Here is a 26,789-nt window from a genome sequence, read left to right as displayed (position 1 = left end):
GTAGCCGCCCCCGCCCAGGGCCGGACCGGCTCAGCCGGTGAAGATCACCTGGAGTTCCTGCCGGCGCCGCGCGGCCAGGTCGGTCAGCAGCCCCGGGGCCTCGTCGAACGGCACCACGGCGGAGACCAGGTGCTTGCGGATCACGTCGCCGTACTGCCGCAGCAGCTCGATCGTCTCGGCGGAGAGCCGCTCCCGGTCCCAGGTCGGGGCGAGCCCGCGCGGCACCCGGCCGATCTGGGCGCAGCGCAGCGACAGCCCGTTGTGGTGGAACTCCTCGCCGAGCCGCACGGCGTCCGCGCCGTCCTGGTAGAAGGCCAGGTCGATCACGGTGCCCTGGGGGCGCAGCAGGCGCAGCGCCAGGTGCAGCGCCCACGCCTGCCCCCGGCACTGGAACACCACGTCGGCGCCCCGGTCGCCGGCGGCGTGGTTCCACCGGGTCTTCAGCACCACGGCCGGGTCGTCGGCCTCCGGGTCGAGGGTCTCCAGGCCGAGCGCCTCGGCGACCTGCCGCCGCTGCGGCGTGGGGTCCAGCACCACCACCGAGGCCGCCCCGTGCCGCTTGGCGAACAGGGCGGTCAGCAGCGCCACCACCCCGCTGCCGACCACCGCGACCCGCCGCCCGCGCACCCCGTCGCCGAGCGAGCGCACATCGGTGCCGCACAGGTCGGCGGCGGCGTGCAGCAGGCCGTTGGCACAGATCGGGCCCATGTGGGCGACGTAGACGCCGAGCATCGGGTCCAGGTCGTCGGGGAGCGGGACGAAGCGTTCGGCGAGCGGGTCGGCCACGTAGCCGGTGCGGTGGCCGTACGTCATGGCCCCCACCGTGCCGACGGCGACGGCCGGGGTACGGCTCTCCACCACCCGCCCGACCTGCATGTACCCCAGCCGGGTGACCGGGTACGGGGTGCTCGCCTCCCCCGGCTGGAACAGGCCCAGGTCCGGGTTCCAGGTGACGTTGAGGTACGGGTTGGTGCCCTTGACGAAGCTCAGCTCGGTGCCGGCGGAGACGCCGCTGTAGAGCGTCTCCACCCGGAACGAGCCCTCGGGCAGCTCGGCGGCGTCCTGCTCGGTCAGCTCCACCCGGCCGGGTCCGCTGACCACCACGACCTTGTCACGCATCGACGCTCACCTCTTCGGTGACGGCGGTCGGCACGGCGGCGACCGACCGAGTGGCGGCCGGGCCGGTGGGCAGCGTGACGCTGCGGCCGGTGCGGGCGCTCTCGGCGACCGCGAGGGCGAGCCGCTGGGTGCGCAGCGCCTCGGCGTACGGCACCCGGATGTCGTCGCCGACCCCGGTCACCGCGTCGATGAAGGCCCGGTCCACGGCGACCCGCGCGCCGTCCGGGTCGGACTCGACGCGCCGCTCGCCGTCGGCGTCGCGGATCACCAGGCCGTCCTCGGCCAGCGACAGCGCCAGGCCGTCGGCGAGGATCTCCAGGCCGGCCCGGTGCTTCCAGGTCAGCACGCAGGCCGCGGCGAGGGTGCCGACCGCCCCGCCGGCGAAGCGGAGGGTGGCGGCGGTCACCGAGTCGATGTCGGCGCCGTCGACCGGCGGCGGCGTGCCGTCGCCGTACGCGGTCACCTCGACCGCCTCGCCGACCAGCGAGCGGACCAGGTCCAGCACGTGCGCGGCCTGCTCGACGACCGGTCCGCCGGAGCGCTCCCGCACCGCCCACCAGGACACCGGCGGGACCTTGTCCAGCCAGGCCCCGTTGACCATCCGCACCGGACGGTCGGCGAGCAGCTGCCGCGCCTGCTCCACCACGTGCAGGTACCGCCAGTGGTGCCCGACGGCGGTGAGCAGTCCCCGCTCCTGCACCAGCGCGGCGATCCGCTCGGCGGTGTCCAGGTCCACCGCGACCGGCTTCTCCACGAACATCGGGATGCCGGCGGCGATCACCGCCTCCTCCACCGGCCCGTGCGCGAACGGCGGCACGCAGACGTACACCGCGTCCGGTCCGGCGGCGAGCAGCTCGTCGATGTCGGCGAAGCTGCGGCCGCCGTGCGCGCCGGCCAGCTCCGTCGCCGCGTCCCGGGCCACATCGGTCACCCCGAGCAGTTCCACGTCCTCGAATCCGGCCAACACGCGGGCATGACGTTGCGCCACCCCACCGGCCCCGACCAGTCCCACCCGGCACGTGCGCATTCCACCGACCCTCTCGACGCTGTGTCACGACTAGCGGAGACAGCACTCCCCCCGGCGACGGAACGTAAAACCCGACGGGGCGCGCAATGCACCGTTCATCTGCCCGGAACCGACCGGAGAACCCTTCGTGATCAAGCTGTTAGGCATGATCCGGTTAGCGCGCGGGCGGATTCGGGAAAACCCACTCCGCGTTTCCGCCACGATCTGGGGGTGTGTCAGTGCGGGATACAGAAGCGATCGTCTTACCCGTCGTGGAGGCATGGGCCACGTATCGCACGACGTCGGCACGGGACTGGCCGGCACGTCGGCTCATGCGCGCCAAGGGTGGCAGCAGGGTCAGCGTCGTGCTGCCCGCCCGTAACGAGGAGGCCACGGTCGGGGCGATCGTCTCCACGATCCGCGAACACCTGATGGACCGGGTCGCCCTGGTCGACGAGCTGATCGTGGTCGACTCCCGGTCGACCGACCGGACCGCGCAGGTGGCCCGCGCCGCCGGTGCCGAGGTGGTCGGCCAGGACGAGATGACCCGGGGCCTGCCCCGACTGACCGGCAAGGGCGACGCGCTCTGGGCCGGCCTGGCCGCCGCCGAGGGCGACATCGTCGCCTTCATCGACGCCGACCTGCGCGAGTTCCGGCCGCACTTCGTGACGGGCCTGCTCGGACCGTTGCTGACCGATCCGTCGGTCGACTTCGTGAAGGGCTTCTACCACCGGCCGCTGGTCGGGGCGCACAGCGTGGAGGCCGACGGTGGCGGGCGGGTGACGGAGCTGATGGCCCGGCCGCTGCTCAACCTCTTCTGGCCGGAGCTGGCCGGTTTCGTGCAGCCGCTGGCCGGCGAGTACGCGGGCCGGCGCGAGGTGCTGGAGCAGGTGCCCTTCGTCTCCGGGTACGGGGTCGAGACGGCGATGCTCATCGACCTGCTGGAGCTGGTGGGGCTGGACGCGCTGGCCCAGGTCGACCTCGGCGAGCGCAAGCACCGCCACCAGGACACCGCGGCGCTGGGCCGGATGTCGGCGCAGATCATGCAGACCGCCTGGTCGCGGTTGCAGCGACGCGGTTGGGCCAGCCCGGGCACGGTGCCGGCGGCCCTGCTGACCCAGTTCCGCCGGGGCGGCTCGGACGCGCTGCCGAACCTGGACCGGGAGATCGTGGTCAGCGACGTCTCCGTGCAGGAGCGTCCGCCGCTGGCGCAGCTGCGCCACCGGGTGCCGCGCCGGCGGGTGGCGGCGGCGTGAACGTCCGGTCGCGACGACCGGAGCGGGACGGCCGGCCCCACGGGTCGGTCGACGGCGTGCAGCGGGTGACCGACGGGGGCCCCGCCGAGGGAAGGAAGACAGCGCGATGAGTCTCACGGTCCTGATGAACGCCGGCCCCTGGCTGTCCGTGCCGCCCCCCGGCTACGGCGGCATCGAGAACGTCATCGCCACCCTGGTGCCGGAGTTGCGGCGGCTCGGGGTGAAGGTGGTGCTCGCCTCGGTCGACAGCAGCACGCTGCCGGTGGACGAGAAGTTCTCCGTCTTCCCCGACGGGCAGTTCCACGCCCTGCAACGGCCGTACAACCAGGTGTGCGGGGTCTCCCAGGCGCACCTCAACGGCGTCGTCCGGCAGTTGCACACCCGCGACGACATCGACCTGGTGCACGACCACGTGGAGGCGGTCGGCCTGGCCACCCTCTCGGCGATGGGCCCGGACGCCCCGCCGGTGCTGCACACCCTGCACTGGGACCTGGCCAAGCACCCGGAGCTGTACGGCAACCTCGACGCCGGCGAGCGGGTCCGGGTCAACGGCGTCTCCGCCTCGCAGCTCGCCCGCGCCCCCCGGGCGTTGCAGGCGCACTCCGTCGGGCACGTGCACCTGTCCACGCCGCTGGCCGTCGGCGCGGACCGCGCGCCCCGGCCGGAGAAGGGCGACTACGCGATCATCCTGGGCCGGATCAACCCGGGCAAGGGGCAGGACGTCGGCGCCCGGCTGGCCCAGCGGGTCGGGGTGCCGCTGGTGCTCGCCGGGCCGGTCGGGCCGTACCACCGGCCGGAGGACCTGGCCGCGGCCGGGGACGAGGCCCGGCAGAACCCGGACGTCCGGTTCTTCTACGACGAGGTGGCCCCGCACGTCGACGGAGAGTTGGTCCGGTGGGTGGGCACCGTCGCCGGGCAGGAGCGTGACGACCTGCTGGCCGGGGCGAAGGCGTCGCTGTTCCCGCTGCGGTGGGAGGAGCCGGGCGGCACGGCCGTGGTGGAGTCGCTGGCGCTGGGCACGCCGGTGGTGGCGACCGCCCGCGGCTGCCTGCCCGAGCTGATCGAGCACGGCCGCACCGGGCTGCTCACCGGCGACGAGGACGAGCTGGGCGACCTGCTGCTCGCGGCCGGCCTGCTGGACGCCGACGAGTGCCGGCGGGAGGCGGCCGTCCGGTTCACCCCGGCGGTGATGGCGCAGCGGTACGTCGACCTCTACGAGCGGGTCCGGCGGGGCGCACGGGTGCCCCAGCTGCAGGCCGCCTGAGCCGTACGACCGACCCCGGTCCGGACCCCGCGCGGGGTCCGGACCGGGGTTTGTCCCTTCCGGGCCCGGGTACGCGCGGCGCGACGGAGGGAGCCCGCCATGGTGGGTCCGATGGCCCACTCCCGGGCCCGGCGCAACCCGGCGGACGGTCGTGCGCCGGTGCGGCGGGCCGCGGCCACCGTCGGGGTGCTCTTCCTGCTCGTCGGCGCGCTGGGCTTCGTGCCCGGCATCACCACCGGGTACGCCGATCTGCGGCTGGCCGGGCACCAGTCCGGCGCGCAGCTGTTCGGGGTGTTCCAGGTGTCGGTGCTGCACAACCTGGTGCACCTGGCCTTCGGGGTGGCCGGGCTGGTGCTGGCGCGCACCGTCGTGCGGGCCCGCGCGTACCTGGTCGGCGGCGGGGCGGTCTATCTCGTGCTCTGGCTGTACGGGCTGGCGGTCGACCATCGCAGCGCCGCGAACGTCCTGCCGGTCGACGGCGCGGACGACCTGCTGCACCTGGGGCTGGGGGTCGGCATGCTCGGTCTGGGCGTGCTCGCCGGACGTGACGGGGATCGCCACTGAGTCGGCCGTGGTGGGCGGCGCGGTCCGGTTTCGTCCCGCTCTGCGGCGGGTACCTGCGGGGATCTGCCAGCACATGAGCGGAGGAGCCGATGGCGAGCCGGATCAGCTGTGAGGTCCACGACGAGTCCCCGGTGACCGTCGTGCGGCTCGCCGGCGCGCTGGACATGGCCACGATGCGCGCGGTGCACACCGTGCTGGACCGCTGCCTGACCAGTCAGCCGGACGCGCTCGTGGTCGACCTCGGCGGCGTCCGGGTCACCGACCGGCTGGCGTTGTCCGTCTTCGCGGCGGCCTGCCGGCGGGCCGCGGACTGGCCGGCCGTGCCGGTCGTGCTCTGCTCTCCCCCGCCGGACGCCGCCGCCTGGCTCGCCGAGTCCACCGCCTGCCGGGTGGTGCCGGTACGCCGCAACTGCGCCGAGGCCGCCGAGCTGGCCGGAGCGTCCGCGTCGCCGCGGCTGCGGATGCGACTGGAGCCGGTGGCGACCGCCTGCCGCAAGGCCCGGGAGCTGGTCGCGGAGGCGTGCGGCCGGTGGAACGTGCCGGAGCTGGCCGGCCCGGCCTCGCTGGTGCTCAGCGAGCTGGTGGGCAACGTGGTCCGGCACGCGCACACCCCGATGCAGGTGACGCTGACGTTGCGCCGGCCGTACCTGCAGGTGTCGGTGGCCGACGGCAGCCCGACGGCGGCCCGGGCCGGGTGCCCGGAGCTGCGCGCCGAGGGCGGCCGGGGGCTGCTGCTGGTCCGCGAGGTGGCGCAGCGCTGGGGCAGCTCGCCGCTCGGCGACGGGAAGGTCGTCTGGGCCCTCGTGCCGGCGGTTTGACCGAAATTACCTCTCTCGCCTGGTTACATAGGCGGAGGGGCGGGTAGTCGCGCCCGTCCTTTCTGTCGTGACGACGGGGTGAGAGCCATGCCCAGACGGGTAACCACGGAGCCCGCACGAGACCGGGGGCCGGCGATCCTCGCACCGGCCCGGTTCGGCGGCTACCCCGGCCCGGTCCGGCCGGCCCTCAAGGGCAGCTCGCTGATCAAGCTGCTGGGGACCACCGACGCCAAGTTGATCGGCCTGCTCTACCTCGGCACGTCCTTCGCCTACTTCATCATCGGCGGATTCATGGCCCTGCTGATCCGGGCCGAGCTGGGCCAGCCGGGGATGCAGATCCTCTCCCCCGAGCAGTACAACCAGATGTTCACCATGCACGGCACGATCATGCTGCTGCTCTTCGCGACGCCGATGGTGTTCGGGTTCGGCAACTACCTGGTGCCGTTGCAGATCGGCGCGCCCGACGTGGCGTTCCCCCGGCTGAACGCGTTCGCGTACTGGCTCTACTTCTTCGGCGCGCTGATCGTCATGGCCGCCTTCTTCACCCCCCAGGGGGCCGCCGACTTCGGGTGGACCGCCTACACCCCGCTGAGCACGGCCGAGCACTCGCCGGGCGTCGGGGCGAACATGTGGGTGGTCGGCCTGGCCGTCTCGGGTCTGGGCACCATCCTCGGCGCGGTCAACCTGATCACGACCGTGCTGACCCTGCGCGCGCCCGGCATGACCCTGTTCCGGATGCCGATCTTCACCTGGAACCTGCTGCTGACCAGCGTGCTGGTGCTCCTGGTCTTCCCGCTGCTGGCCGCCGCCCTGTTCGCGCTCGCCGCGGACCGGCTGCTCGGCGCCCACGTGTTCGACTCCACCACCGGTGGGCAGATGCTCTGGCAGCACCTGTTCTGGTTCTTCGGCCACCCCGAGGTCTACATCATCGCGCTGCCGTTCTTCGGCATCATCACCGAGATCATCCCGGTCTTCGCCCGCAAGCCGATCTTCGGCTACACCGGTCTGGTGCTGGCCACCATCGCCATCACGGTGTTGTCGATGAGCGTCTGGGCGCACCACATGTTCGCCACCGGGCAGGTGCTGCTGCCGTTCTTCAGCTTCCTGAGCTACCTGATCGCGGTCCCCACCGGGGTGAAGTTCTTCAACTGGATCGGCACCATGTGGAAGGGGCAGATCACCTTCGAGACGCCGATGCTCTTCGCCGTCGGCTTCCTGGTCACCTTCCTGCTCGGCGGCCTGACCGGCGTGCTGCTGGCCAGCCCGCCGGTGGACTTCCACGTCACCGACACCTACTTCGTGGTGGCGCACTTCCACTACGTGCTCTTCGGCACCATCGTCTTCGCCGCGTTCGGCGGGCTGTACTTCTGGTTCCCGAAGATGACCGGCCGGCTGCTCGACGAACGCCTCGGCAAGCTGCACTTCTGGACCATGTTCCTCGGCTTCCACGCCACCTTCCTGGTGCAGCACTGGCTCGGCAACGAGGGCATGCCCCGCCGGTACGCCGACTACCTGCCCAGCGACGGCTTCACCGTGCTCAACATCGTCTCGACCGTCGGCGCGTTCGTCCTCGGCGCGTCCACGCTGTTCCTGATCTGGAACATCTGGAAGTCCTGGCGGTACGGCGCGATGGTGACCGTGGACGACCCGTGGGGCTTCGGCAACTCCCTGGAGTGGGCCACCACCTGCCCACCGCCGCTGCGCAACTTCGACCGGATGCCCCGGATCCGCTCCGAGCGGCCCGCCTTCGACGCCAAGTACGGTCCACTCGTCGCCGACCTGGGCCGGGACCTGCCGCAGCGCACCACCCGCCCGCCGCAGGAGTTCCGCGAGGAACTGCACCGGGAGAAGCACCTTCCGGAGTCGCCGGCGGCCGAGGGCGCGCACGGCGCGCGGGCGGCGGAGGCGTACCACCCCGCCCCGCAGTCCGGCGCCCGGCCGGTGGACGTGCCGGAGCCGGAGGAGGTGCGCCGGCCCAGCTTCGAGGAGACCGACGAGCCGGAGACCGGCGCCCTGGGCGCGGAGCGGGCGCCGCAGGAGAACGAGCGGTGGCGGCACCCGCGCGGGCACGGCGACACCGAGGAGCACTGAGCGGGACACGACCGGCGACGCCGCTCGGTTGCGGCCCGTCCACCTGTCGGGTTCGGCACGGTCGCCCTCGGCCCGTGGCCGGTCGGCGCGCTCGTCGCGGCAGCCACCGTCGGTCGGACCAGGTGAGACGGCCCGACCACCCCGCCCCTGCGGGTTCGGCCCGGACCGGCGGCGCCGGTGGTGGCCGGCTACCGACCTGATCGCACAGCCGGTCCACGGCCCGGCCTTCCGGGCGAGGGCGGATGTGGGGGCCCGCGTCGGCGTGACGGGTGCGGTCCGACCCCGGCGCGGGCGGGCCGCGCCGGGGTCGGGCCACGCAGCGGTCAGGCTTCGACGGTGGCCGGCAGGCCGGCCGCCGCCAGCGAGCGGCGTACCGCGGGCTGCACCCGGGTCAGCCGCAGCGGGACGCCGGTGCGGGCGGCGGCGTCCCGGCCGGCCATCAGCGCCGCGATCCCACCGGCGTCGACCCCACCGGCACCGTCCAGGTCGACCACGACCTCACGGGGCCGGCCGGTGACCGCCTCCAGCATCACCCGGCGCAGCTGGTCGGCGCCGTCCCGGTCGATCTCGCCGCCGATCTCCACCACCACCCGGTCGCCGGTGCGCTTGAGGGCGATCCGGTTGCGCCCGGTCTCGGACTCGGCGACGCCGTTCTGCCAGGGCGGCGGGGCGTCGGCCAGCATGGCCTGGCGCAGCCAGGTCAGCGCGCGGGACAGCAGCCGGGAGACGTGCATCTGCGAGATGCCGAACCGGGCCGCGATCTCCGCCTGGGTCTGGTTGCCGTAGAAGCGCATGGCCAGGATGCGCCGCTCGCGCCAGGGCAGGCGGTGCAGCAGCCCGCTGACCGTCACCCGGTCGTCCACCGACTCCAGGGCGTTGTCCGACTCGCCGACGAGGTCGCCGAACTCGGCGGAGCTCTCCCCGCCGACCGGCGCGTTCAGCGAGGCCGGGCTGTAGCCGGCGGCCGACTCCAGCGCGGCGAGGATCTCCTCCTCGGGGGTCTCCAGCCGCGCGGCCAGCTCCGCCACGCTGGGCGCCCGGGACAGCTCGCTGGTCAGCGCCGCGGTGGCCTGCCCGACCTCCAGGATCAGGTCGCGCAGCCGGCGGGGCACGTGCACGCCCCAGGTGCGGTCGCGGAAGTGCCGCTTGATCTCGCCGACGATGGTGATGGCGGCGTACGCGGTGAACGAGCCCCGCTCCGGGTCGTACCGGTCGACGGCGTTGACCAGGCCGAGCCGGGCCACCTGCTCCAGGTCCTCCAGCGGCTCACCCCGTCCCCGGTACCGGCGGGCCAGCCGGCCGGCGAAGGGCAGGGCGAACCGGACCAGGTCGTCGCGTGCCTCCTGCCGCCGCTCGGGCGGCAGTCCCTCGATCCGCGCCGCGTACGCCAGCGCGGCGGCGTCCAGGTCCTCCAGGCCGCGCTCGTTGGTCGGCGGTGCCGTGGTCGTGGTCGTGGTGGTCTGTCCGAACATCCGCGCCTCCCTCAGGAAGGTCCCCCGCCCGGATCGGAGCCGGTCGTGCGCGTGGTCGGGCCACGCACCGGGCCGGAAGTTGGGTCACGTGACGCGCCGGTGTCACCGGACGCGCGGGAGCGGCAGAGAGCGCGCCGCACGGCATGTCAGGCCGTCGCAGCGAGCGGTGTTCCCGCTCCGTAGGTACTCAATCACGGGACCCGGGGTTCGCGAGGATGTTTCGGCAGCTCGGGCCGCCGGGTCGGGTGCTGGCCCGCCCGGCGTCCGGTTTCCGCCCGGTCAGGTCACGGCCAGCCCGAGCGGGGCGCCACCGTCCCGCAGCGCGGCGACGGCCTCGGCGGCGGTCAGCGGCGGCGGGACCGGCAGGTCGTACGGCTGGTTGCGGAGCACCTCGGTGGCCCGGCGGGTGGGGACGGTGGCGACCGGGTAGCCGCGGGCGGCGGTCCGGTCCAGGGCCCGGCGGCGACGGCCGAACGCGGCCACGGCGAGCCACTGCGGCAGTCCGGCCAGCGCCGGGGTACGCATGCCGGGCGACTCCGGCAGCACGTCCACCGAGCTGAACGGCTCGCTGCCGGCGAGCCACCACTCCGCCGCCTCGACGCTGCGCCGGGTGGCGTTCTCGCACCAGTAGGGCACCAGCCCCGCGCGCACCACCTGCCACGGGTCGAACAACCGCCCGCACTCGACCACCAACCGGTCACCGGTCTTGCCGGCCCGCCGCAGCCAGCGCCGGTAGAGGTCGGCGACGGCGGCGCTCAGCGCGGCCGGGTGCGGGACGTGCACCTCGTGCAGGTCGTGGCCGTGGCGCCCCGCCCAGCGCCGGGCCGCCTCGGCGAAGCCCGGCTCGACGCCGTGCTCGGCGTGCTCCCCGGCGGCGGAGACCTCCGGTGGCTCCCAGTGGGCGCCGTCGCCACCGGCGGCGCGGAGCAGCTGGCGCAGGGCGGGCGAATCCGGGTGGAAGTCCACCGGCTCCAGCCCGCTGGACGGGCAGCCGAGCTGGAAGCTGTGCCCCCGGCCCTCGTCGAGCACCGGCCAGGTCCGCGCGTCACGGACCACCAGCACCGGGGCGCCGGGCAGCAGCCGGTCGCCCAGGAACCGGGCGTACGCCGCCGGCAGGGCCCGCCACCGGGCCAGCAGCGACACGGTCGCCCCGGCCAGCGCGCCCCGGCTCGCCGGGCAGTGCACCTGCCGTACGTGCAGATCGGGGTTGCCGGCCAGCAGCCGGGCGGCGAGCGCCGCGCCGTGGTCGAGGGCGGCCCGGGGGCGGTCCACCGACCCCCGGGTCCAGTGCGCGCTCATCTCGAAGCCGGCGGGCAGCCACGGTACGCCGAGCGCGACCGCCAGGTGCACCGCGGCGGCGTGCGGCGAGCCCACGACCACGCCCGGGTAGCGCCGGCGGGGGTACTGGTCGACGATCCACCGGGCCACCCGTTCGGCCTCCACCTCGGCGGTCTGCTCCGGGGTGAGCGCGACCCGTCCGGCGGCCCGGGCGGCGGCGGCGCGGCGCACCACCTCGGGCGCGGCGGTGAACCGGGACAGCGGGGTCGGCTGGCCGAGGTCGGCGCAGTCGGCGCCGCGCAACGCCCGGGCGGCGGCGGCCACCAGCACCCGTGCGGTGCTGCCCGCCGCCACCACCCGGTCGCCGGCCAGACCCGCGCCCTCGGCCACGAGCCCCTTCTGCACCTCGGGCACCGGCCCCACCTTGCCTCGATCGCTCACCACGCGGCCCGGCTTCCCGTACCGATGGGGTCTAAACGGGGCATTGGGGGCAATCACCGGGTCGGTGGCGGTACGCCGGTCGCGGTCCGCCCGGGACGGGACCGCCCAGGCGGGACGGCTGCGCGCGGGAGTTTCGGCGGGACCGGCACGGGCACATCCGACGCATGAGCGCCGAGGACCCCACCGCCGACGCGGCGGCCATCATCACCCCCTACCCGGACGGCCCACTGCTGGTCCGGGGCGACTTCGCCCTGGTCACCCCGGACGGGCGGGCGATCGACACGCGGCGGGGCACGGTCGCCCTGTGCCGGTGCGGCAAGTCGGCGCTGAAGCCGTTCTGCGACGGCACCCACAAGGCGGTGAACTTCCGTGCCGGCTGACTCCCCCCACCCCGCCCCGGCCACCTGACGAGCACGCCGGTGATCAAGAGGTTCGGGCACGTCTTCGGGTCGGATCGCTACGCGAACCTCTTGATCACCGCCGGCGTCGGAGTCCGGCAGCCGGGGGCGGGAGGCGGCGGGGCCACCGAGTGCTGCGGTGAGGCCGGGGGTCAGGCGGCGGTGGGTACGGCGAGTGGGGCGGGGGCGGGGCGCAGGGAGGAGCGGCCGGCGGCCCAGCTGTCGAGCAGGTGCGCCGCGAAGAGCCGGTCCACCGCCAGCGCGGCGGCCGCGCCGAACAGCACGTCGGCGGTGAGCCCGGGCTCCGCGCGCACCAGCCCGCCGCACAGGTCGTACGCGGCGATCTGCTCGTGCACCGCGTCGGCCTCGACGTGCTCGTCGTAGAAGCGGGTGGCGACCTCGTCCAGGCCGAGCCGGCGCAGGCCGTTGCCGTAGCGGCGGTTCGGCAGCGACGAGGTCATCTCGAAGGCGGCGAGGTGGCCCAGGAGCGCGCCGCGCAGCCGTCGGCGCAGCCCGAACAGCGAGATCAGGTTGTTCGTGGCCAGGGTGACCGCCGGGACCAGGTCCAGGTGGGCGGCGTACCCGGTGTCCAGGCCCAGCCGGCCGAGGGTGGCGCGGAACAGCTCGGCGTGCATCCGGTCCAGCCGGCCGTTGCCGTACTCGTCCATCTGGATCTCCACCAGGGCGGCCTTCGCCGGCCCGCCGAGCCGGGGCAGCCCCCAGCTGTGCGGGTCGGCCTCGCGCAGGTGGTAGATCGACCGGTGGGCGACGAACTCGCGGAACTGCGCCAGGGTGGCCCGGCGCTGCAACGCGACGGCGAGCGACGGCCCGTCGTCGGCGGCCACCAGCTCGGCCAGCGCCCGGGGCACACCGCCGGGCAGCACCGCCGGCAGCGGGCCGACCAGCCGGCGCAGCGCCGCCTCGAAGGCCCGCTCGGCGACCGACCGGAGCGCCACCAGGGTGGGCTGCCACTCCCAGTCGTCGTCCACCGCCCGCCAGCCGCGGTAGTGCAGCTCGTAGCAGAGGAACAGGGTCAGCTGGAGGTCCTCGTCGTCGAGCGGGTCGTCGGTGACCAGCCGCGCGCCGAGGTCCATCGGCAGGTCGTGCGGCGGCTCGCGCAGCGCGTCGACAAGCGCGGCGGAGACCACGCCCCGGGGCTGCGGCAGTGGCGCGGGGCCGTAGCGACGGTCGACGGCATCGGACATGGGACCTCCTGGGACGGCTGGTCTCTGATGCCCGGGCGGGGTACCGCTAAACGAGGTCCTCCGCCTCCACCGCCGTGCGGGCCCGCAGCATCGTGTCGCGGACCCGCCGTACCGCGTCGCCGTCGGCGACGATCCCACGCAGGTCGGCCAGGGCCGGCTCCGGTGGGCGCAACGGCACCGCCGGGTCCACCACCGCCTCCAGCACGCAGGGCCGGTCCGCGGCGAGCGCCTCGTCCCAGGCCGCCCCGACCAGCTCCGGCCGGTCCACCCGTACGCCGTGCAGACCGAGCAGCCGACCCCAGCCGGCGTACGGCACGTCGGGGCGGCGCGGCGAGGCGTCGCCGCCCGGCCGTCCGCCCCCGGTGCCGGAGCGGCCACGGTTGTTGAGCACCAGCACCACCAGCCGCGGGTCGGTCCACTCCGACCACCGGTCCGCCACGGTGATCAACTCCGCCAGGCCGTTGAGCTGCATCGCCCCGTCGCCGACCAACGCCACCACCGGCTCGTGCGGCCGGGCCAGCTTGGCCGCGACCGCGTACGGCAGGGCGCAGCCCATCGAGCCGAGGGTGCCGCAGAGCTGGGCGTTCACCCCCGGCGGCAGCTCCAGGTGGCGGGCGTACCAGTAGGTGACCGACCCCACGTCGACGGCGACCGCGCCGCAGCGGGGCAGCCGGGCGGAGAGTTCGTGCAGCACCAGCTGCGGGTTCACCGGCTCGGCCGACGCGACGGCCCGGTCGACGGCGTGCCGGCGCCACCGGTCGACCGAGCCCTCGACGGTGGCCCGCCACTGCCGGTTGGGCTGGTCGGGGACCCGGGCCAGCAGGGCGCGCAGCGTCTCGGCGGCGTCGCCGACCAGCGGCACGTCCACCGGGTAGCGGTTGCCGATCCGCCGCCCGTCGATGTCGATCTGCACCGTGCGGGTCTGCCCCGGCATCGGGAAGTAGTCGGTCCACGGGTCGTTCGTGCCGACCAGCAGGAGGGTGTCCGCCCCGCCCATCAGCTGCGCCGCCGCCGGGGTGCCCACCTCGCCCAGCACCCCGGTGTGGAAGGGCAGCCGCTCGTCGAGCACCGGCTTGCCGAGCAGCGAGGTGGCCACCCCCGCGCCGAGCCGGTCGGCGAGCGCGACGACCTCGTCGTCCGCGCCCCGGGCTCCCTGGCCCACCAGGATCGCCACCCGGTGGCCCACGGTGAGCAGCGACGCGGCGGCGTCCAGGTCGGCCTCGTGCGGCAGCACCCGGGCCAGCGGCTCCCCCGGCGTGGCGGTCACCACCCCGGCCGCGTGCGGTTGCAGGTCGGGCACCACGGCCTCCTGCACCTCCCGGGGCAGCACCACGCAGGTGGGGCTGCGGGTCGCCGCGGCGGTCCGGAACGCCTGGTCCAGCAGGACCGGCAGGTGCGCCGGGGAGCGGGCGTAGCGGACGAACTGGTTGCAGACGTCGCCGAAGAGGCGGCTCAGCCCGATCTCCTCGTGCGCGCCGCCCAGCGGGCCGGTGATGTCCTCCCCGACGAGGGCCACCACCGGCTTGCTGTCCAGCTTGGCGTCGTACAGGCCGTTGAGCAGGTGCACCGCGCTGGGGCCCTGGGTGGCCAGGCAGACGCCGATCTCCCCGGTGAACTTGGCGTGGCCGGTCGCCATGAAGGCGGCGCTCTCCTCGTGCCGGGCCGGGACGAACTCCGGGTCGCCCCCGGCGGCGTCCAGCGCCTCGACCACCGGGGCGATCGCCGCCCCGGGGTAGCCGAAGACGCGGGGCACCCGCCAGGCCCGCAGCCGGTCCACGACCAGGTCGGCCGCCGTCCGGTCAGCCATTGCCACGGCCGGGGGTCCCGGCGTCGACGTAGCGCAGCACCGCACCGACGCCGTCGGTCAGGTCGGGCGCCTCGTCCGGGCCGAGGACGGCCAGCTCGGCGTCGGTGCCGACCAGCGCCCGGACCAGGGCGGCGTCGGCTCGGACCTGCTGCGGGTCGCGCACGGCCGCGAGCTGCCCCGGGTCGGTGGCGATGTCGGTCGGTTCGGGGCCGATCCAGAGCTGCCCGTTCGCCGACGGGTCGTCGACGATGAGCATGGTGTCGACCTGGTTGCGTTGCAGGGCGGCGACCACCGCGTCCAGCCCCGCCCCGACGTCCTCCTGCATGCCGAAGCGGTCCAGGGCGGCGGCGACCCGCTGCTCGGCGACCTCGGCGATGGTCTGCACGGTCAGGTCGTCCATCAGGGTGTCGTCGGCCCCGACGTTGCGCGAGCCGGCGTCGGTGCGCACCACCATGTCCTGCCAGCGCTCCGGCAGTTGGGCGGCGATCATGCCGGTGGCCCGGACGTCACCGGCGACCACGAGCACGTCGGCGCCGACCTTCTCGGCCAGCTCGACGGTGGCGGCGGCCGCGTCACCGGCGTTGTGGTGCCACGCCTCCATCGCCGCACGCTGGTAGCGGGACTGCGACCAGCCGCCCGGCTGCACCCGGCGCAGCTGCCAGCTCTCCCGGCCCTGCACGTGCGCCCGGCGCGGCACCCCGCCCGCGCTGACCGCCATCGCGTCGGCGCCCCGGCGGTCGGCCAGCACCCGCACCCAGGCGATCTGCTCGCCCCGCTGGGCGACCAGCGGCATGGTGTGCGGCAGGTTCGACCAGACGGCCAGGTCCTTCAGCGGCGGTGCGGTCAGGTACTCGGTGAGCACCACGTGACCTCGGGTGGCGAAGACCGCGATGCCGTAGTCGCCGGGCATCGGGTCGTGTCCGCGTACCACCCGTTCGATCGCGTCGATGCTCGCGGCGTCGGCGCCCTGCTCCAGCAACTGGCCCTTGAGGGCCCGCCAGCGCAGGTCGACCTGCGGGTGCGCGTCGTGGGTGTCCCGGGAGGCGTCCAGGTATACCGAGCACCACGGCCCGGGCCGGTCGTAGAGCGGGCGCAGGAAGGACAGCTGCATGCTCAAGACCCCTTTCCAGCTCGGCCGCACGCTTACCCGCGCCACCGGGGATGTCACCTCGCCGCCCCGCCGGGCGTGACGCGGGTTCATTCACGTCGTTCGACCGGGAGGACCGATACCATCGGTGCACGGAACCGGACCCTCGGTGGTGATCATGGACAGCGACCTCGCGCCCCGCGTCGTACGCCCGACGCAGCGCATCCTCACCGGGCAGGTCGTCCGGTTGCGGGAGGGATATCCCCGGGAGGTCCGCATCGGGCAGCCGGTGCTGGTGGCGGTGGTGACCGCCGCGAGCGTGATGGGTCTGCTGGTGCTGCTGGTGCGTACGCTGATCTCGTCCGGCGGGGGCGGAGGCGGCGCCCGGCGCAAGTGGAAGGAACTCAAGCAGGGCCCCGAGTTCCTGGTCACCCCGCTGCGGGTCCGCGACGCCGCCGGCCTGCTCTACGAGGTGGAACTGCACGGGCACCTGCCGCAGAGCGCCCTGCACCCCGGCGACCACGTGCAGCTCACCCTGCGCCCGCAGGATCCCGACCTGCCGCCGAAGGTGGAGCGGATCGTCAACCTGACCACCGCCCAGCCGCTGCGACCGCGCACCGCGACCGTCTGGTCGCATCTCGGGCCGCCGCTGCTGCTGCAGGCGGCGCTCGGGCTGCTGCTGCTCGCGGGCGTCGGCGCCTGCTCGGTGCTGACCGGCTGAGGTTTCCGCGCCGGCCCCGCCGGGCACCGATGCGAGACATGTTCGCCGGTTTCACCCTGGCCCAGGTCGACGTCGGCCCGGTGCGCCTGCGGATACGCCACGGCGGGTCCGGGCCCCCGGTGGTGCTGCTGCACGGCCATCCCCGTACCCATGCCACCTGGCACCGGGTCGCGCCGCTGCTCGCCGACCGGTTCACCGTCATCTGCCCGGACCTGCGCGGCTACGGCGGCTCCTCGAAACCGCCGGGCGGCCCGGACCACGCCGGGTACGCCAAGCGGGCCATGGCCCGCGACGTGGTCGGCCTGCTCGACGCCCTCGGCCACGGCCGGGCGGCGGTCGTCGGCCACGACCGGGGTTGCTACGTGGCGATGCGCACGGCGCTGGACCACCCCGACCGGGTGAGCCGGCTCGGCGTCCTCGACGGCGTGCCGATCGGCGAGGCGCTGGCGCGCTGCGACGCCCGGTTCGCCGCCCGGTGGTGGCACTGGTTCTTCCTCGCCCAGTCCGCCAAGCCGGCCGAACGCGTGATCAACGCCGACCCCGACGCCTGGTACGGCGGATCACCGCACGAGATGGGCGCGCAGGCGTACGCCGACTATCGCCGGGCGATCCACGACCCGGCCACGGTGCACGCGATGTGCGAGGACTACCGGGCCGGGCTGGGGCCGGACCGGGCAGCCGACGACGCGGACCGGGCGGCCGGGCGGCGGATCGGCTGCCCGACGCTGTTCTGCTGGTCCACCCGGGACGACCTGGTCGAGCTGTACGGCGACCCGGCGGCGATCTGGCGGCAGTGGGCCCCGGACCTGCGGGTCGCTCCGATCGACTCGGGCCACCACATGGCCGAGGAGGCGCCGGAGCAGTTGGCCGCCGTACTGGGAGCGTTCCTGGCGGACTGAGCCGGCCGGCGGGACCCACCGCCGCGAGCGCGGCGCTCGTGACCGCGAGTCAGGGTCGCCCCGGGCCGCCCGGTCAGGGGCGTCACCGGGGCGGCGCGGCGGGTTCAGCCGACCGGGGTCAGCGGGCGCTGCGGCTGCGGGGCGGGGTCGAGCAGGCCGCGCCGCTTGGCCCAGCGCTCGAAGAACAGGGTGGCGAACGGCGGCACGGAGCAGACCAGCGCGACGGCGGTGACCATCAGGCTCCACCGGTGGGTCCGGGCCATCACCAGCACCAGCAGCCCGTACGCCACGAAGAGGGCGCCGTGCACCGGGCCGAAGATCTTGACGCCGATCTCGTCGGCCGGGGGGCCGTACTTGACCGCCATGCCGACCAGCAGGGCCAGCCAGGAGCACGCCTCGGCGATCGCCGCCGCCACGAACAGTCGGGTGGTCTTCTCGCGCATCGCGCCATCGTAGCCAGCGGCCCGGCGCCGGCCGGACGCCTCGACCGCCGGCGCGACGGGGATCACCGGCGCGCGGAATGGGTAGGTAAAAGGTCCTTCGGGTCTTCCCCGGCCTTGCCGGATCGTGCGAGGTTGGGAGGACCAACGGTGACAGGGTGGTGACCATGGGCGAGGACGTCGGCGTGCGCACCTTCAGTCGTGAGGACCGGGCCCGCTACCGCGAGAAGGTACGCCGGTGCCTGGACGTGTTCGCCGAGATGCTGCGCGAGTCGCGCTTCGACGTCGAACGGCCGATGACCGGGCTGGAGATCGAGATCAACCTGGTCGACGACGACTCCATGCCGACGATGCGCAACGCCGACGTGCTCTCCGCCGTCGCCGACCCGAGCTTCCAGACCGAGCTGGGGCAGTTCAACATCGAGATCAACGTCGCGCCGCGCCGGCTGGCCGGCACCGGCGCCGCCGAGTTCGAGCAGCACGTGCGGGCCAGCCTCAACGCCGCCGAGGCCAAGGCCCGCACCGTCGGCGCGCACCTGGTGATGATCGGCATCCTGCCCACCCTGCGCCCGGAGCACCTGACCGCCGCGACGCTGTCGGCGAATCCGCGCTACGAACTGCTCAACGAGCAGATCTTCGCCGCCCGCGGCGAGGACCTGCGGATCGCGATCACCGGGGTGGAGCGGTTGGCCACCACCGCGGACACCATCACCCCGGAGGCCGCCTGCACCAGCACCCAGTTCCACCTCCAGGTCAGCCCGGCACAGTTCGCCGACTACTGGAACGCCGCCCAGGCGATCGCCGGCGTCCAGGTGGCGCTCGGCGCGAACTCCCCCCTCTTCTTCGGCCGGGAACTGTGGCGCGAGACCCGCATCCCGCTGTTCCAGCAGGCCACCGACACCCGCTCGGAGGAGATCAAGGCCCAGGGGGTACGCCCGCGCGTCTGGTTCGGCGAACGCTGGATCACCAGCGTCTTCGACCTGTTCGAGGAGAACGTGCGCTACTTCCCGGCCCTGCTGCCGGTCTGCGACCCGGAGGACCCGGGCGAGGCGCTCGCGGCCGGCGGGGTGCCGAAGCTCGCCGAGCTGCGGCTGCACAACGGCACCGTCTACCGCTGGAACCGACCCGTCTACGACGTGCTCAAGGGCCGCCCCCACCTGCGGGTGGAGAACCGGGTGCTGCCCGCCGGGCCGACCGTGCTCGACACCGTCGCCAACGGCGCGTTCTACTTCGGGCTGGTCCGCGCCTTGGCGGAGTCGGACCGTCCGCTGTGGTCGCAGATGTCGTTCAGCGCCGCCGAGGAGAACTTCCACAGCTGCGCCCGGTACGGCATCGACGCCCAGGTGTTCTGGCCGGGGCTGGGCTACCTGCCGGTCACCGAGCTGGTGCTGCGTCGGCTGCTGCCGCTGGCGTACCACGGGCTGGACCGGTGGGGGGTGGACCCGGCCGAGCGGGACCGGCTGCTCGGCATCATCGAGCAGCGCTGCCTGACCGGGCGCAACGGGGCCACCTGGCAGGTGGAGACGCTGCACCGGCTGGAGTCCGCCGACCACCTGGACCGGCCGGAGGCGCTGCGCGAGGTGGTGCGGCACTACGTGGAGCTGATGCACAGCAACCGCCCGGTGCACGAGTGGCCGCTGCCGTGAGCGGGTGCGCCCTTCGGTAACCAATCGGTTTCGGGCCGTGACTGCGCACGTCCGGAGAAATCGACGCATGGCTCGCCCCCCATGATGAAACGCGGACATCGACCCGTACGGATCGTCGGCGGGGACGCCCCGGGCACGTCCGTCCCCGCGACCGGTGACCGCCGTCCCGGTCCGGGCGCCGTGGCCCGCGTCGCCGCTCCTGCGGGCCCGCCCCCATCGTGAGGAGCGCATCGTGACGCAGACCCACCGATCTCCCCGGCGACCCGACGGCCCCGTGCTGAACCGGCCCGACACCGGCCCCGGGGGCACCTCCGCCTTCGTCAACGGCCACTTCCCCCGGCGGCGCGGGCTGATCATCCTGCTCAGCGTCCTCGGCGGCTTCCTGCTGACGGTGATCTGGTCGGCGGAGTTCGTGGACCGGACCATCGGCGACAACGTCGCGAACACGCTGCTCGGCCACGACGCCAAGGAAACCCCCATCCAGGGGGTGGCGGCCGGCGTGCTGTTCGCCTTCGTCTCCGGCATCGCCGGCACCTTCACCGCCTGCAACATCGCCGCGTTCGGCGCGCTCGCCCCGCTCACCGGCACCACCGGCAGTCGGCTGAGCCGCTTCACCCAGCCGCTGAAGCCGCTGGGCTGGATGTCGGTGGGGATGATCGCGGTGTCGGCGGCGTACGGCGCGCTGGTCGGGCTCGTCGGCACGTCGATGCCGCAGTTCTCCACCACGCCGAACTCGCCCGGCGGCCTGTCGCCGCGCAGCATCCAGTCCATGGTGGTCTTCGGCGTGATCGGGCTCATCATGATCTATCTCGGTCTGGCGGCGCTCGGCGTCGTGCCGGACCCGTTCGCCCGGATCGCCCGGCGTCACCCCAACGCCCCGATGGTCTTCATGGGCGCGCTGATCGCCGGCTTCCTGATCGGACGCCCGTTCGCGCTGTTCCGGCAGATGTTCCGCGACGCGGCGGAGAGCGGCAACCCGCTGTACGGGGCGGCGGCCTTCACCCTCCAGTCCATCGGCAACATCGTCATCATGGCGGTGCTGTTCCTGCTGCTGGCCTGGCTCGCCGGGTCGCGGCTGCAACGCTGGTTCGCCGAGCGGCCGAGCCGGCTGGCGGTGCTGACCGCGGTCGCGTTCATCGTCGCCGGGGCGTTCACCTTCCTGTACTGGGACGTCCGACTGCTCGCCCGCCGCGAGATCATCCCCTGGTACCCGACGGCCCCCTGGGCGTGACCGGCGGCGCGGGACCGGGCGGCGCCCGGTCCCGCGCCCGGCTCAGACCTTGAGCACGACCTTGGTGCAGTCGTCCTGCTTCTTCTGGAACATCCGGTAGCCCTTCGCCGCATCCTTGAGCGGCAGCCGGTGGCTGATCACGAAGCTCGGGTCGATGTCGCCGCGGACGATGTGCTCCAGCAGCGGCCGGGTGTAACGCTGCACGTGGCACTGTCCGGTCCGCATGATCAGCGACCGGTTCATGAACGCCCCCATCGGGAACTTGTCCACGAAGCCGCCGTACGCGCCGATCACCGACACCACTCCCCCGCTGCGGCACGCCATGATCGCCTGGCGCAGCGCGAACGGCCGCTCGGTCTCCAGCCGCCCCGCCTGCTTGACCCGGTCGTACGCGTACAGGGCGGCGTTGCCGTGGTGCCCCTCGAGGCCGACCGCGTCGATGCAGGCGTCCGGGCCCCGGCCGGCGGTGAGCTGGTTCAGCTCGTCGAGGACGTCGAGCTGCTCGTAGTTGATCGTCTCCGCGCCGACCTGCTCGGCGGCCAGCCGCAACCGGTACGGGTACCGGTCGATCACGATGACCCGCTCCGCGCCGAGCAGCCGGGCGCTGGCCGCCGCGAGCAACCCGACCGGCCCGGCGCCCCAGACCGCGATCACGTCACCGGGCGTGATGTCGCACATCTCGGCGCCCATGTAGCCGGTGGGGAAGACGTCGGCGAGCATCAGCGCCTGGTCGTCCGGCACCTCGTCGGGGACCTTGATCGGGCCGACGTCGGCGAACGGCACCCGGGCGTACTCGGCCTGACCGCCGGCGTACCCGCCGAGCAGGTGGGAGTAGCCGAAGATGCCCGCCGGCGAGTGGCCCATGATCTTCTCGGCGACGCCGGCGTTGGGGTTGGAGTTCTCGCAGACCGAGTAGCGGCCCTGCTGGCAGGAGACGCAGTTGCCGCACGCGATGGGGAACGGCACCACCACCCGGTCGCCGACGGCGAGGTTGTCCACCTCCGGGCCGACCTCCACCACCTCGCCCATGAACTCGTGGCCGAGGATGTCGCCCTTGCGCATCGCGGGGATGTAGCCGTGGTAGAGGTGCAGGTCGGAGCCGCAGATCGCGGTGGAGCTGATCTTCACGACGGCGTCGCGGGCGTTCATCACGCGCGGGTCCGGCACGTCGACGACCTTGACGCTGTCCTTGCCCATCCAGGCGGTGGCCTTCATCGTCTCTCCTCGGTCGGTCAGCCGCGCAGGCCGGCGGGCAGGGGCTGGGCGGGTCGCTGCCGGAACTGCTGGCGCAGGCTGATCCCCTCGGGGCTGGCGTCGGAGCGGACCACCTCGCCGGTCTCCAACACCTGCTTGAACCGGCGCAGGTCGTCGCGGACCTGCTGCTCCGGCTCCTCGCCGAAGAGCTTCGCCACGGCCCGGCCGAGCCGCCCGGCCGGCGGGGCGTACCCGAGTTCGACCCGGACCTCGGTGCCGCGGTCGCCGGGGGCGGGCACGAAGCGCACCCGGCCCGCGTTCCGCACCCGCGCGCCCGGCAGCGACCGCCAGGCGATCAGCTCGTTCGGGCGGTCCTCGACGATCTCCGCGTCCCAGCCGACGTGCCGGCCGGCCGGTCCCCGCGCCGTCCAGTGCGAGATGCGCAGGTCCTCGACGCGCACGGCCTCCAGGTGGGCCATGAACCGGGGCAGGTTCTCCAGGTCGCGCCAGAACCGGTACGCCTCGGACGCCGGGCGGTTCACGGTGACCCCGACCTCCATGAGGATCAGCCGCTCCCGGGCCCGCCGGGCCCGCCCGGCGCGCAGCGCGGCGATCAGGTCGACCACGGCGATGCCGGCGATCACCGCCGTGGTGACGGCCACCCGCCGGCGGCGCTCACCGCGCCGGTCGGCGAGGGCCCGCCCGAGCAGGGTGAGGTCGACGGCGTCCCCGGCGACCCGGGTCCACGTCCAGCCGGCCGGCCGGCGGCCGGCCAGCAGGCCGGCGGCGTGCCCGAGTTCCCGGGCGGCGACGGCCGGGACGATGGTGCGGGCCAGCGGGGAGTCGTCCACACCGGTCAGCCGGGCCACCGCTGCCGGCGCCAGCACACCGCCCGCGCCGAGGGCGAGGCTCACCACGCCCAGCATCCGGGGCAGCCCGGTCCCCCGGTGCCGCCGTTCCAGTTCGTCCAGCACCGTCGGGTCGGTTCTGTCCACGCCGCACCACCGTCGCTCGGCCCTGACCGTCCCCACGGACGGCCCGGCGGCGGGAGCCGCCACGACGACGCTATGCCCGCGGCACGGTCGACGAACCACGAATCGGCACAGAAACCCCGCCGCTGTCGGCAGCGGGACGCGCCGGCAGGTCCGATCGCGGGAGCGCGGCCGGCGACCGGTCAGGGCAGTTCGGACGGGTCAGCGCAGCGCGTCGAGGGTCACCCTCGTCGCCTGCGCGATCACCGCGTCGTCGTGGGTGGCGTCGCGACTGTCGCGGCGGGACAGCACGGCCAGCACGATCGGGGCGCTGTCCGGCGGCCACACCACGGCGATGTCGTTGCGGGTGCCGTACCCGCCGGCACCGGTCTTGTCGGCGACCTGCCAGCCCGCCGGCACCGCGGCCCGGATCAGCGTCGCCCCGGTGGTGTTGCGCTTGAGCCAGTCGAGCAGCACCGCCTGGTCGGTGACCGACAGCGCGTCGCCGATGGCGTACGCCTGGAGGGAGTCGGCAAGGGCACGTGGCGTGCTGGTGTCGCGGACGTCGCCCGGTGCGGCCTGGTTGAGGTCCGGCTCGGTGCGGGCGGGGTCGGTGACGGTGTCGCCGATCCCGCGCAGCGCCCGCTCGAACCCGTCCGGGCCGCCGAGTTCGGCCAGGATCAGGTTGGCGGCGGTGTTGTCGCTGTGCCGTAGCGCCGCGTCGGCGATCTCGCGCAGGGTCATGCCGCCCGCGACGTGCTGCTCCGTGACCGGCGAGTGCGGCACCAGGTCCTTTCGCCCGTAGCGGACCACCCGGTCCAGGTCGGCGTCGGAGGTGGCGGCCAGCAGCGCCCCGGCGGCCAGCGCCTTGAACGTCGACGCGTACGCGAACCGCTCGTCGGCCCGGTACGCCAGCATGCGGCCGGAGCCGGTGTCGAGGGCGTAGACGCCGAGCCGGGCGTCGTGGCGCCGCTCCAGCGCGGCGAGCTGCGGAGGTGGCGGCACCGGCGTCACGGTCGGGCCGACCGGGGCGGTGGTGCCGGGGACGGCGGGGGACGTGCCGGGGACGGCGGTCGGCTCGCCGCCGGCGCAGCCCGCCGTGGCGAGGGCGACCGTGACCGCCGCCACGGCGAGCGCCCGCCGTGTGTGCCCGGTCATGTCGGTACTCCTCTCCGTCGGTGCAGGCCACCGTGGTGCGACGCCACCCGGCCGAGCGGCCCGGGTACGGCGACACCAGCCTGCCACCACCCGACGGCCCGGACCCCCTATGCCCCGCCGGCCACCGCGAACGCCAGGTAGATGATCGCGGCCAGCGGCAGCGCCAGGGCCACCGCGAGCGCCCGCTGCCGGTGCGATCGGCCGACCAGCACCACGACCAGCACGCCGAGTGCGACGTCGATGACGACGTTCCACGCCACGCCCGGCGGATGGTCGGGACCGGCGGCCTTGCCGGCGAACCGGGCCGCCTCCTCGAAGAACACGGCTGCCGGCAGCGCGGCCCCGACGACCCGCCGCCGGCCCGCCGCGCGCGCCCAGGTGCCGGCGATGCCGAAGACGACCCCGGCGAGCACCCCGAACGCCATCCAGAGCAGCGACGTCGGCGCCCACGACACCGCCAGGTCGTCGCCCTGTAGGAGGGTCGCCGCGAGGTAGTAGCTGGGCACCGCGACGACGAGCAGCACGGCGGCGCCCAGCGCCGCGCGCCGCCACCCGGACCGGACCCAGCAGCCGAAGCCGAAGGCGGCGACCGCCCAGGTGGCGGTGGAGTTGCCGAATTCGGCGAAGGGATACGGCACGCTCGTGATCCACACGAAGTCGAGGAAGCCGAGCAGGAATCCGCCCACCACGGCGACGAGTGCCACTGTCCGATCTTGGGGTCGCATGGCGGCGAGCATACTCGGTATGCAATCACGCCTTGACGTGATCCCCCATGTCTCCCGGAGGCACGCCGCCGGAGGATTGCACCGTGCCAATACCTAGAACTACTATGCATTGCAGTCCTAGGGTCAGGGGGCAACGTGCGGATCACCAAAGACCTCGTCGCCGCCTCGGCGACACCACTCGTGCTGGGCATCCTCAGCGAGGGGGAGAGCTACGGCTACGCCATCCTCAAACAGGTCGACCAGCTGTCGGGCGGGCAACTGGAGTGGACCGAGGGGCTGCTCTATCCGCTGCTGCACCGGCTGGAGCGGCTGGGCCACGTCGAGTCGTTCTGGGTGACCCCGCCAGGCGGACGGCGCCGCAAGTACTACCGCATCACCGAACAGGGCCGGGCCGAACTCGCCGAGCAGCGTCGCCAGTGGGCCACGGTCGTCGACGCGCTGCGGGGCGTCTGGAGCACCGCACAGACCAGCACGCCGATCACGCCGGCCTGGGAGGCGGGACGATGACCATCGACAGCGATCTGGAGGGCCAGATCGCCGAGTGGCGGGCCTACATGGACCGCCGCCGGGAACTGCACCGCACCGACGCCGAGGAGTTGGAGGACCACCTGCGCAGCCGGATCACCGAGCTGACCCAGGGCGGCCTGCGCGCCGACGAGGCGTTCCTCATCGCCGTCAAACGCATGGGCAGCCTCGACGAACTGTCCCGCGAGTTCGCCCGCGAACACTCCGAGCGGCTGTGGAAACAACTCGTCCTGCCCGGCGAGGCGGACGCCCCCACCGCCGCCCGGACCCGCCGGGAACTTCCGACAATGGTGCTCTGCGCCGCCCTCGCCGCGCTGGCGATCAAGGCGCCGGCCCTGTTCGGGCTCGGCCTCGGCGAGGACGACGACGCCGCCTTCTACGCCCGCAACCTCAGCCTGTTCGCGCTGCCGGCACTGGCCGCCTACTTCGCCTGGCAACGCCGCGTCGGTCTGCCCGTCGTGGCGGTGCTCGGCGCGCTCTTCGTCCTCGGCGCGGTCGCCGCGAACGCCTACCCGCTCGACGACGACGCGCACACCCTCGTGCTCACCGCCATCCACCTGCCACTGGCGCTGTGGCTGGTCGTCGGCGTCGCCTACGTCGGCGGCGACTGGCGCTCCGACCGGCGGCGGATGGACTTCATCCGTTTCACCGGCGAGTGGCTGATCTACTTCGCCCTGCTCGCGCTGGGCGGCGGGGTGCTCACCCTGTTCACCGTCGGCACCTTCGAGGCCATCGGCATCGACGCCGAGGGCTTCGTCAGCCAGTGGCTGCTGCCGTGCGGCGCGATGGCGGCGGTCGTGGTCGCGGCCTGGCTGGTGGAGGCCAAACAAAGCGTCATCGAGAACATGGCGCCAGTGCTCACCCGCGTCTTCACCCCGCTCTTCGCGGCCACCCTGCTGGCCTTCCTGGTCGCCTTCATCGCCACCAACAACGGTATCGACGTCGAACGTGACGTGCTCATCCTGTTCGACCTGCTACTCGTCGTCGTGCTCGGCCTGCTGCTCTACGCCATCAGCGCCCGCGACCTCACCGCCCGGCCCGGCCTCTTCGACCGCCTGCAACTCGTGCTCGTGGTCAGCGCCCTGGTCATCGACGTCCTGGTACTGCTGGCGATCACCGGCCGGATCAGCGAGTTCGGTTTCAGCCCCAACAAGACCGCCGCGCTCGGCGAGAATCTCATCCTGCTGGCCAACCTGGGCTGGTCGGCCTGGCTGTTCCTCGGCTTCCTGCGGGGCCGGATGACCTTCGCCCGCCTGGAACGCTGGCAGACCCGCTACCTCGTCGTCTACGCGGTCTGGGCCTGGACGGTGGTGCTCGCCTTCCCGCCGGTGTTCGACTTCACCTGACCGACGTGCCGGCCCGCTCCCCCGCCCGGGACGGAGCGGGTCGCGCCACGTCACCGGGTCAGGCCGACCAGCGTCGCCAGCCGCGCCACGCCGGCCCCTGCCGGGCCGCCCCGGGTCACCTCGGCGA

General features: G+C 74.0%; 24 protein-coding genes. 12 read left to right on the top strand and 12 right to left on the bottom strand.

What is annotated here, in order from left to right:
- Window positions 1-30: 30 nt before the first annotated feature.
- Together GA0070614_RS27690 and GA0070614_RS27685 are read right to left on the bottom strand one after the other, a co-directional pair.
- Window positions 31-1,119 (bottom strand): zinc-binding dehydrogenase, encoded by a 1,089-nt coding sequence (locus tag GA0070614_RS27690; protein ID WP_088978701.1) that lies wholly within the window; start codon window positions 1,117-1,119, stop codon window positions 31-33.
- Entirely contained in the window at window positions 1,112-2,146 is a 1,035-nt protein-coding gene (locus GA0070614_RS27685) for a Gfo/Idh/MocA family protein (RefSeq protein ID WP_088978700.1), read from the bottom strand. Before GA0070614_RS27685 ends, GA0070614_RS27690 begins: the two co-directional genes overlap by 8 nt.
- A 311-nt stretch (window positions 2,147-2,457) precedes the next feature.
- Here GA0070614_RS27685 and GA0070614_RS27680 point away from each other — a divergent pair, with 311 nt between their 5' ends.
- The 5 genes from GA0070614_RS27680 to ctaD all read left to right on the top strand — a co-directional run bounded on the left by GA0070614_RS27680 (window position 2,458) and on the right by ctaD (window position 8,118).
- Entirely contained in the window at window positions 2,458-3,381 is a 924-nt protein-coding gene (locus GA0070614_RS27680; protein ID WP_231933411.1) for a glucosyl-3-phosphoglycerate synthase, read from the top strand.
- A gap of 106 nt (window positions 3,382-3,487) precedes the next feature.
- Complete coding sequence (locus GA0070614_RS27675; RefSeq protein ID WP_088978698.1) at window positions 3,488-4,645, top strand: glycosyltransferase; 1,158 nt, start codon at window positions 3,488-3,490, stop codon at window positions 4,643-4,645.
- A gap of 99 nt (window positions 4,646-4,744) precedes the next feature.
- Window positions 4,745-5,209 (top strand): DUF4383 domain-containing protein, encoded by a 465-nt coding sequence (locus GA0070614_RS27670; protein WP_088978697.1) that lies wholly within the window; start codon window positions 4,745-4,747, stop codon window positions 5,207-5,209.
- Window positions 5,210-5,298: 89 nt separating this feature from the next.
- Window positions 5,299-6,027, top strand: a complete 729-nt coding sequence (locus tag GA0070614_RS27665) for an ATP-binding protein (RefSeq protein WP_088978696.1) — start codon at window positions 5,299-5,301, stop codon at window positions 6,025-6,027.
- Between the two features lie 87 nt (window positions 6,028-6,114).
- A complete protein-coding gene (gene ctaD, locus GA0070614_RS27660) occupies window positions 6,115-8,118 on the top strand; it encodes an aa3-type cytochrome oxidase subunit I (RefSeq protein WP_088978695.1) in 2,004 nt (667 codons plus the stop codon).
- Window positions 8,119-8,441: 323 nt separating this feature from the next.
- On the opposite strand, the gene GA0070614_RS27655 is transcribed toward ctaD, so the two are convergent.
- Complete coding sequence (locus tag GA0070614_RS27655) at window positions 8,442-9,590, bottom strand: SigB/SigF/SigG family RNA polymerase sigma factor (protein WP_088978694.1); 1,149 nt, start codon at window positions 9,588-9,590, stop codon at window positions 8,442-8,444.
- Between the two features lie 279 nt (window positions 9,591-9,869).
- Window positions 9,870-11,282: a hypothetical protein gene (locus tag GA0070614_RS27650; RefSeq protein ID WP_231933410.1), complete on the bottom strand. Its 1,413-nt coding sequence runs from the start codon at window positions 11,280-11,282 to the stop codon at window positions 9,870-9,872.
- A 191-nt stretch (window positions 11,283-11,473) separates the two neighbouring features.
- Between GA0070614_RS27650 and GA0070614_RS27645 the strand changes: the two genes are divergently transcribed.
- Window positions 11,474-11,689, top strand: a complete 216-nt coding sequence (locus GA0070614_RS27645; protein ID WP_088978693.1) for a CDGSH iron-sulfur domain-containing protein — start codon at window positions 11,474-11,476, stop codon at window positions 11,687-11,689.
- A gap of 170 nt (window positions 11,690-11,859) precedes the next feature.
- Here GA0070614_RS27645 and GA0070614_RS27640 read toward each other — a convergent pair whose 3' ends face one another.
- From GA0070614_RS27640 to GA0070614_RS27630, 3 genes are read right to left on the bottom strand one after another with little or no spacing between them, the layout of a single operon-like run.
- Entirely contained in the window at window positions 11,860-12,912 is a 1,053-nt protein-coding gene (locus GA0070614_RS27640; protein ID WP_088978692.1) for an iron-containing redox enzyme family protein, read from the bottom strand.
- A 46-nt stretch (window positions 12,913-12,958) separates the two neighbouring features.
- On the bottom strand, window positions 12,959-14,719 hold the full coding sequence (locus GA0070614_RS27635) for a thiamine pyrophosphate-binding protein (protein ID WP_088978691.1): 1,761 nt from the start codon (window positions 14,717-14,719) through the stop codon (window positions 12,959-12,961).
- Window positions 14,712-15,830, bottom strand: a complete 1,119-nt coding sequence (locus GA0070614_RS27630) for a baeRF2 domain-containing protein (protein ID WP_088978690.1) — start codon at window positions 15,828-15,830, stop codon at window positions 14,712-14,714. The genes GA0070614_RS27635 and GA0070614_RS27630 overlap by 8 nt, the downstream gene beginning before the upstream one ends.
- A 145-nt stretch (window positions 15,831-15,975) precedes the next feature.
- Here GA0070614_RS27630 and GA0070614_RS27625 point away from each other — a divergent pair, with 145 nt between their 5' ends.
- Both GA0070614_RS27625 and GA0070614_RS27620 read left to right on the top strand, forming a co-directional pair.
- Window positions 15,976-16,527, top strand: coding sequence for a hypothetical protein (locus tag GA0070614_RS27625; RefSeq protein WP_172892638.1), 552 nt, complete (start codon window positions 15,976-15,978; stop codon window positions 16,525-16,527).
- A gap of 38 nt (window positions 16,528-16,565) precedes the next feature.
- Window positions 16,566-17,426, top strand: coding sequence for an alpha/beta fold hydrolase (locus GA0070614_RS27620; RefSeq protein ID WP_088978689.1), 861 nt, complete (start codon window positions 16,566-16,568; stop codon window positions 17,424-17,426).
- Between the two features lie 104 nt (window positions 17,427-17,530).
- Here the strand turns inward: GA0070614_RS27620 and GA0070614_RS27615 are convergent, their stop codons facing one another.
- Window positions 17,531-17,869, bottom strand: a complete 339-nt coding sequence (locus GA0070614_RS27615) for a DUF3817 domain-containing protein (protein WP_088979712.1) — start codon at window positions 17,867-17,869, stop codon at window positions 17,531-17,533.
- A gap of 164 nt (window positions 17,870-18,033) precedes the next feature.
- Here GA0070614_RS27615 and GA0070614_RS27610 point away from each other — a divergent pair, with 164 nt between their 5' ends.
- Both GA0070614_RS27610 and GA0070614_RS27605 read left to right on the top strand, forming a co-directional pair.
- Window positions 18,034-19,512 (top strand): glutamate--cysteine ligase family protein, encoded by a 1,479-nt coding sequence (locus tag GA0070614_RS27610; RefSeq protein ID WP_088979711.1) that lies wholly within the window; start codon window positions 18,034-18,036, stop codon window positions 19,510-19,512.
- 232 nt (window positions 19,513-19,744) lie between these two features.
- The gene (locus GA0070614_RS27605) at window positions 19,745-20,743 is read left to right on the top strand and encodes a hypothetical protein (RefSeq protein ID WP_231933409.1); all 999 of its coding nucleotides are present in this window, start codon (window positions 19,745-19,747) and stop codon (window positions 20,741-20,743) included.
- Window positions 20,744-20,785: 42 nt separating this feature from the next.
- Here the strand turns inward: GA0070614_RS27605 and GA0070614_RS27600 are convergent, their stop codons facing one another.
- From GA0070614_RS27600 to GA0070614_RS27585, 4 genes are all read right to left on the bottom strand, one after another.
- Window positions 20,786-21,958 carry a zinc-dependent alcohol dehydrogenase gene (locus GA0070614_RS27600; RefSeq protein ID WP_088978687.1) on the bottom strand — a complete coding sequence of 391 codons (1,173 nt, stop codon included), beginning with the start codon at window positions 21,956-21,958 and terminating at the stop codon, window positions 20,786-20,788.
- A 17-nt stretch (window positions 21,959-21,975) separates the two neighbouring features.
- Complete coding sequence (locus GA0070614_RS27595; protein WP_088978686.1) at window positions 21,976-22,932, bottom strand: SRPBCC family protein; 957 nt, start codon at window positions 22,930-22,932, stop codon at window positions 21,976-21,978.
- Between the two features lie 198 nt (window positions 22,933-23,130).
- On the bottom strand, window positions 23,131-24,066 hold the full coding sequence (gene bla, locus GA0070614_RS27590) for a class A beta-lactamase (protein WP_088978685.1): 936 nt from the start codon (window positions 24,064-24,066) through the stop codon (window positions 23,131-23,133).
- A 107-nt stretch (window positions 24,067-24,173) separates the two neighbouring features.
- Window positions 24,174-24,770, bottom strand: coding sequence for a DUF6518 family protein (locus GA0070614_RS27585; protein WP_231933408.1), 597 nt, complete (start codon window positions 24,768-24,770; stop codon window positions 24,174-24,176).
- A gap of 156 nt (window positions 24,771-24,926) precedes the next feature.
- Here GA0070614_RS27585 and GA0070614_RS27580 point away from each other — a divergent pair, with 156 nt between their 5' ends.
- Complete coding sequence (locus GA0070614_RS27580) at window positions 24,927-25,298, top strand: PadR family transcriptional regulator (RefSeq protein ID WP_088978683.1); 372 nt, start codon at window positions 24,927-24,929, stop codon at window positions 25,296-25,298.
- Window positions 25,295-26,662, top strand: a complete 1,368-nt coding sequence (locus GA0070614_RS27575) for a permease prefix domain 1-containing protein (RefSeq protein ID WP_088978682.1) — start codon at window positions 25,295-25,297, stop codon at window positions 26,660-26,662. The genes GA0070614_RS27580 and GA0070614_RS27575 overlap by 4 nt, the downstream gene beginning before the upstream one ends.
- The last annotated feature ends 127 nt before the right edge of the window (window positions 26,663-26,789 follow it).

Source organism: Micromonospora coxensis (assembly GCF_900090295.1).
In the GTDB taxonomy this organism is placed as follows: domain Bacteria; phylum Actinomycetota; class Actinomycetes; order Mycobacteriales; family Micromonosporaceae; genus Micromonospora; species Micromonospora coxensis.
Note: the sequence above shows the minus strand (reverse complement) of the source record. Positions and strands in the feature narration are given on the sequence as shown.

What these genes read in the sequence shown, in the direction of transcription:
- GA0070614_RS27685 (WP_088978700.1), bottom strand. Translation starts at nt 2,146, where the DNA reads ATGCGCACGTGCCGGGTGGGACTGGTCGGGGCCGGTGGGGTGGCGCAA.
- GA0070614_RS27670 (WP_088978697.1), top strand. Translation starts at nt 4,745, where the DNA reads ATGGTGGGTCCGATGGCCCACTCCCGGGCCCGGCGCAACCCGGCGGAC.
- GA0070614_RS27610 (WP_088979711.1), top strand. Translation starts at nt 18,034, where the DNA reads ATGGGCGAGGACGTCGGCGTGCGCACCTTCAGTCGTGAGGACCGGGCC.
- GA0070614_RS27575 (WP_088978682.1), top strand. Translation starts at nt 25,295, where the DNA reads ATGACCATCGACAGCGATCTGGAGGGCCAGATCGCCGAGTGGCGGGCC.
- GA0070614_RS27665 (WP_088978696.1), top strand. Translation starts at nt 5,299, where the DNA reads ATGGCGAGCCGGATCAGCTGTGAGGTCCACGACGAGTCCCCGGTGACC.
- GA0070614_RS27645 (WP_088978693.1), top strand. Translation starts at nt 11,474, where the DNA reads ATGAGCGCCGAGGACCCCACCGCCGACGCGGCGGCCATCATCACCCCC.
- bla (WP_088978685.1), bottom strand. Translation starts at nt 24,066, where the DNA reads ATGACCGGGCACACACGGCGGGCGCTCGCCGTGGCGGCGGTCACGGTC.
- GA0070614_RS27680 (WP_231933411.1), top strand. Translation starts at nt 2,458, where the DNA reads ATGCGCGCCAAGGGTGGCAGCAGGGTCAGCGTCGTGCTGCCCGCCCGT.
- GA0070614_RS27635 (WP_088978691.1), bottom strand. Translation starts at nt 14,719, where the DNA reads ATGGCTGACCGGACGGCGGCCGACCTGGTCGTGGACCGGCTGCGGGCC.
- GA0070614_RS27690 (WP_088978701.1), bottom strand. Translation starts at nt 1,119, where the DNA reads ATGCGTGACAAGGTCGTGGTGGTCAGCGGACCCGGCCGGGTGGAGCTG.
- ctaD (WP_088978695.1), top strand. Translation starts at nt 6,115, where the DNA reads ATGCCCAGACGGGTAACCACGGAGCCCGCACGAGACCGGGGGCCGGCG.
- GA0070614_RS27620 (WP_088978689.1), top strand. Translation starts at nt 16,566, where the DNA reads ATGTTCGCCGGTTTCACCCTGGCCCAGGTCGACGTCGGCCCGGTGCGC.
- GA0070614_RS27600 (WP_088978687.1), bottom strand. Translation starts at nt 21,958, where the DNA reads ATGAAGGCCACCGCCTGGATGGGCAAGGACAGCGTCAAGGTCGTCGAC.
- GA0070614_RS27615 (WP_088979712.1), bottom strand. Translation starts at nt 17,869, where the DNA reads ATGCGCGAGAAGACCACCCGACTGTTCGTGGCGGCGGCGATCGCCGAG.
- GA0070614_RS27655 (WP_088978694.1), bottom strand. Translation starts at nt 9,590, where the DNA reads ATGTTCGGACAGACCACCACGACCACGACCACGGCACCGCCGACCAAC.
- GA0070614_RS27675 (WP_088978698.1), top strand. Translation starts at nt 3,488, where the DNA reads ATGAGTCTCACGGTCCTGATGAACGCCGGCCCCTGGCTGTCCGTGCCG.
- GA0070614_RS27630 (WP_088978690.1), bottom strand. Translation starts at nt 15,830, where the DNA reads ATGCAGCTGTCCTTCCTGCGCCCGCTCTACGACCGGCCCGGGCCGTGG.
- GA0070614_RS27640 (WP_088978692.1), bottom strand. Translation starts at nt 12,912, where the DNA reads ATGTCCGATGCCGTCGACCGTCGCTACGGCCCCGCGCCACTGCCGCAG.